We start from the raw sequence: 4856 nt of genomic DNA on the forward strand, positions 1-4856 counted from the left end.
ACCCCGGCCGGGTTGTCCTCGGCGGAGTAGAGGCCCCAGTCGGAGGGGCCGAGTTCGTTGACGGCCTGGGCGCGGACCTTGTAGCGCACGCCGTTGGTGAGTCCGGGCCAGGTGTAGCTGAGGCCGGCCACACCGTTCTTCACGGCGATCCCGCTGGCCGGCGGCGGGGAGATTTCGAGGTTGTAGTTCTTCACGGCGGATCCTTCGGACTTGGCCGCGGGCCAGGCGATCACCATGTTCTTGTCCCCGGCTTTGACCGTGGGGGCCTCCGGCGGCGAGGGCTTCTCGTCGGGCCGGATTTCGTTGGAGGCCGGCGACGGCACGGACTCCCCCACCTCGTTGGTGGCGGTGACGGTGAAGACGTACTTGACGTCGTTGGTCAGTCCGCTGAGCGTGCAGGTGGTGGTGGCGCAGTCCTGGCTGAAGCCGCTTGAGCGCACCGTGTATTTGCTGATGGTGGCGCCGTTGTCCGAGGGCGGGGCCCATTTGAGCACGGCGGTCCGGCTGCGTACGTCCGTCGCCGAAGGTGCCGAGGGGGCGTCCGGTTTGTCCCGGACCGTGATCCGGACCCGTCCGTCGGTCTGCCGGGAGACGTCGTCGGTCTTGTCCATCACGGTGTAGCGCAGCACCATCACGCCCTTGAAGCCGGCGGCCGGGGTGAGCGTGATCGAGTCCCCGGCAATGGCCGGCTGTCCGGCGGCGGAGCCGGTTTCCACCGTGGCGGCGACAATCTTCAGCGGGGTGTCGCTGAAGGGGTTGAAGTCGTTGGCGAGCACGTTGATGGTCTCGGTCTTGCCCGCGTTGGCCTTCTCGATGACGTCCTCGTTCGCGACCGGCAGCGGGCGGTTGGAGGCCACGACGGTTGCCGTGATGCTTGCCTTGACCGGCTCCGAGCGGCCGTCGGTGACCTTGAGCGGGATGCTGCCCTTCCAGCCGGCGGCCTTGGCGGAGTCCGCGGTGACCTTCAGGGTCCCGCCGTCCACAGAGGCCTTGAAGCCTTCGGGCAGGGTGCCGTCGAGTTCGAACGTGAGCTTCTCCTGGTCCCCGGAGTCAACGTCTTTGGCCAGGTTGCCCAGTTCCAGGCTGGCGGACTCGGCCTTGGGCACCTCCAGGGTGGCTCCGCTGAAGGTTGGCTGGTGGTTGGCGTTCGGATCCGGAATGACCTTGGTGATGATGCTGAGGGTGGATTTGAGGCCCTGCGGATCGTCCGGTCCGGTGCCGTCGGTGACTTCGAAGGTGACGGAGCCGGGGCCCACGTAGTCCTTGAGCGCGGCGTAGCGCAGCGCGCTGCCGTTGCCGGCCACGACGTTCTGCGGGTCAGCGCCCTGCACGCGGACGTTGTCCACCTGGGTGATCCGGGGCGTGCGGCCCTCCCGGACCCGGACGTAGTCGTTCAGGTCCAGGTCGAGCTGCTTGCCGGCCATAACGTCGACGACGTCGGTTTTGGCCAGTGTGGGATGCTGTTCGCCCTGGCCGGGGACCCAAATGACCGCCGTCGCGCTTTGGCCGTCGACGTCGGTGACGGTGTACGGGACCAGTTGGTCCTTCGGCGCGAGGGCCACCCGGACGCTGCCGTCGCCCACCCGGGCGTTCGGGTTGCCGTCGGGCAGGCTGATCTTGAGCTCGGCGGCGACGCCGTCGGGGTCGGAGTCGTTCTTCAGGACGGGGACGTCGACGGCGGATTTGCCCAGTGTCTCGGCCGGGGTCACCACGTCGTCTTTGGCGACGGGCAGTTTCAACGCGGCGTCCGGGCTGACCCGGACCCGGATGACGGCGCTGCCCTGGGCTTTCTTGTCGTCCTGGATCTTGTAGCTGACGCTCTCGTTGCCGGCGGCGCCGGGGGCGGTGAGGAGCACCTTGCCGCCCTCGGCAGCCTCGACCGCGAGTTCGGGGCGGGCTTCGAAGCCGTTGCCGACCAGGCTGATCGGGTCCCCGTCCGGGTCCGAGTCGTTCTGGAGGGCCTCGACGGCGATCTTGCGGCCGGGCCGGACGTCCACCGCGTCATCCACGGCGATGGGCTTCTGGTTGTTGGCTTCCTGCGGCGCGATGCCGACGATGACGGTGCCGGTGTTTTCGGCGCCGATCCGGTCCCGGACGCGGTAGCTGAAGGTGTCCGTTCCAGCGGCGTTGCCGGCGGCGGTGAATTCGAGGTAGCCGTCCTTGACCACGGCCGTGCCCATGGCGGGGGCCTTGTCCACGCCGGTGAGCTGGACGGAGTCGCCGTCGGTGTCCACGCCGTCGAGCGGCACGGGAATGCGCACGGTCATGCCGGCCACCACGCGGGCGGTGAGGTTCTTGGGTTCGGGGCGGGTGTTGCGTTCGTCATCGCGGGCACGGATGCGGATGGTGACCTGCTGGGAGTCCGATTGCCCGGAGGCGTTGGTGACCTTGTAGATCGCGTAGACGGTCTTCGGGACCTCGCCGGCAATGAAGCGCAGCACGCCGCCGGCGGTGAAGATCCGGCCGTCGGCGGCGTCCGGCTGCTGGGCCAGCACCGGTTCGAGGGTGAGCTTGCCGCCGTTGGGGTCGGTGTCGTTCTCCAGCACGGGGATGGTGACGACGTCCCCGGCGCGCACGGTTGCCTCGTCCGGTTTGGCCTGCGGCGCCTGCAGCTTCGAGGGTGCGGGGACCACCAGGACGGCGATCTCCCCGCTCGCGGAGGATTTGCCGTTGGAGATGGTGTATTTGACGCTGAGCTGGCCCTGCGCGCGGACGTCGGTGATCCGGACGACGGAGTGGTCCAGCACGGCCACACTGACCGGCAGGCCGTCCGCCGCGGTCACGGACTGCACCACGAGCACACCGCCTGAGGGATCGGAGTCGTTGCCGAGAACGTCCACCAGGACGCTGCCGCCGCTGGGCAGCAGGGCGGTGTCGCGGACGGCCACCGGGGCGCCGTCCCCGCCGCCGGGGACGACGTCGACGCGGACCAGCTGCTGGGCGCTGGCAGGCCCGTTGGTGACGAGGTAGGAGACGTAGTGGGCGCCCTGGGCGGTGGAGTTGAACGTGAAGGTCTGCTGGTCCGCGCCCATGGTGGCGGTGGAGTTGCCGTCCGGGGTGACCTGCGCGAGGCGGAGGGCGCCACCCTGGGGGTCGGAGTCGTTCTTGAGCGGGGCGATCACTGTGTCCACCCCGGCGACGGCGACGAGGTGGTCCGCGTTGGCGATTGGCGGCAGCGCGCCCGCGGCGCGGACATCGACGGTGACCTTGCCTTCGGTGCTGGAGCGGCCGTCGGAAACGGTGACCGTGACGGTCTTGCGTCCGGGCTCGGAGCCGGAGTCCTGGAAGCTGAGCAGCCCGTCGGGCCGGACCTTGACCTGGTCCCGGGGGTCGCTGCTGGCCGCGCCGACGACGAAGAGGTCGTCGCCGTCGGGGTCGATCCAGTCGGTGAGGATGTTCTGGCTGACGATCTTGCCGGACTGCACCACCAGGGTGGTGTTGCGGTTGGGCTTCTGCCGCGGTGCGGTGTTCTCCCCCGGCGGGACGATGTTGAGGGTGACGTCGGCGCTGGCGGAGAGTCCGCGGCCGTCGTCGACCGTGTATTTGAAGGTTTCCGGGCCGGTCTTGTCGGCCCCGACGCTGACCTGGAAGCCGGTGGCGCCGTAGATCGGCGCGAGCAGCCCGGATTTGAGCGGGTCCGGGGTGCGGACGGTGAGGATGTCGCCGTCCGGGTCGGTGTCGTTGTCCAGTACGGGCAGGATGGTGGTCTTGCCGGCGCGCACGCCGAAGGTGTCGGGTTTGGCGGCGGGTGGGCTGTTGGGTTTGGTGCGGTCCGGGAGCACGGTCTGCTGGACTTCGTCGGCGGAGTCCTTGTCCGCGTCGTCGGAGGTCTGCTGCGGCGGGATGACGTCGTCCCAGTTGTTGACCAGCTGCATGTTCTGGTTCACCAGCCACACATTGCCGGAATTCACATCGTTCAGGACCACCAGATCCCGGTTCACCCGGAACACATATTTCGGCGACGCACTGGCCTTCGGCACAGCGACGGTCTTGTCATCGGCATCATTGGCGCAGTCCCGGACATACTTGTTCGCCCCGGACCACGCCGCATGGACACACCCGGCCAGTTGCACCGGCGCCGCCGGTACCCCCTGCCCGCCAAACGTCACCGTCGTCGCCGTCGAACCATCCAACGGCTGCCGCAGCAACGCCTTCGGCGTGGCAATGGCCACCGCATCCGCGGCCGGCCCGCTCAGCTGCAGCTTCGCATCCCGCGCCTCCGCCAACGCCAGCTCACGCCCGCCCGGCAGGAACAACTTCCCCCGGCCCGCATCCAGCACCACCGGCTGGTCCCCCACCACCGCCAGCTGCAGATCCCCGGCACCCTTGAGCCCGTCCCACGTGCTCACCTTCGCGTCCGTGCGCCCGCCCTCGGCATCCACGCTCGTCACCGTGACCTGCCCCGTCTTCGGATCAGCACTGTAAATCCGGTCATCAGCCCCCACCGCCGACACCGTCCCGGCGGAGCCTGCCAGGACCGGCTCTGAATTCTCCGCATCAAAACCGGACACCGTCGACGGCGAGAGCGCCCACACCGTGCCCTTCGCCGCATCCGTCACCGAAATGACCTGCGAGCCGAAACTGACCGCCGCGGCACCGGGCAGCTTCTTGTCCCCGCCCAACCGCATCTGCGCCGCCGACACCTGGTTCAACGTCGAGCCCGCACTGTCATCGACAAACACCGTCGAAGCATCCTGCAACACATCAAACGTCGTACTCGCCGGCGTCACCGCACCATCCAAAACCCGCGACGGATAATTCAACCGCCCCACCGCATTCTTGGACTTCGACACCACCCACACCCCACCATCGTTCAACTCCACCTCAGTGGTCTTGAACCCCGGATAAATGATGGC

1 protein-coding gene is annotated in these 4856 nt (G+C 68.5%); it reads right to left on the bottom strand.

Annotated features, from left to right (window positions below; all coding sequences use genetic code 11):
• On the bottom strand, positions 1-4856 hold a 4856-nt coding region (locus K789_RS0104930), incomplete at both ends, for an Ig-like domain-containing protein (RefSeq protein ID WP_029704529.1).

It is taken from the genome of Arthrobacter sp. TB 26 (assembly GCF_000427315.1).
In the GTDB taxonomy this organism is placed as follows: Bacteria; Actinomycetota; Actinomycetes; order Actinomycetales; family Micrococcaceae; genus Arthrobacter.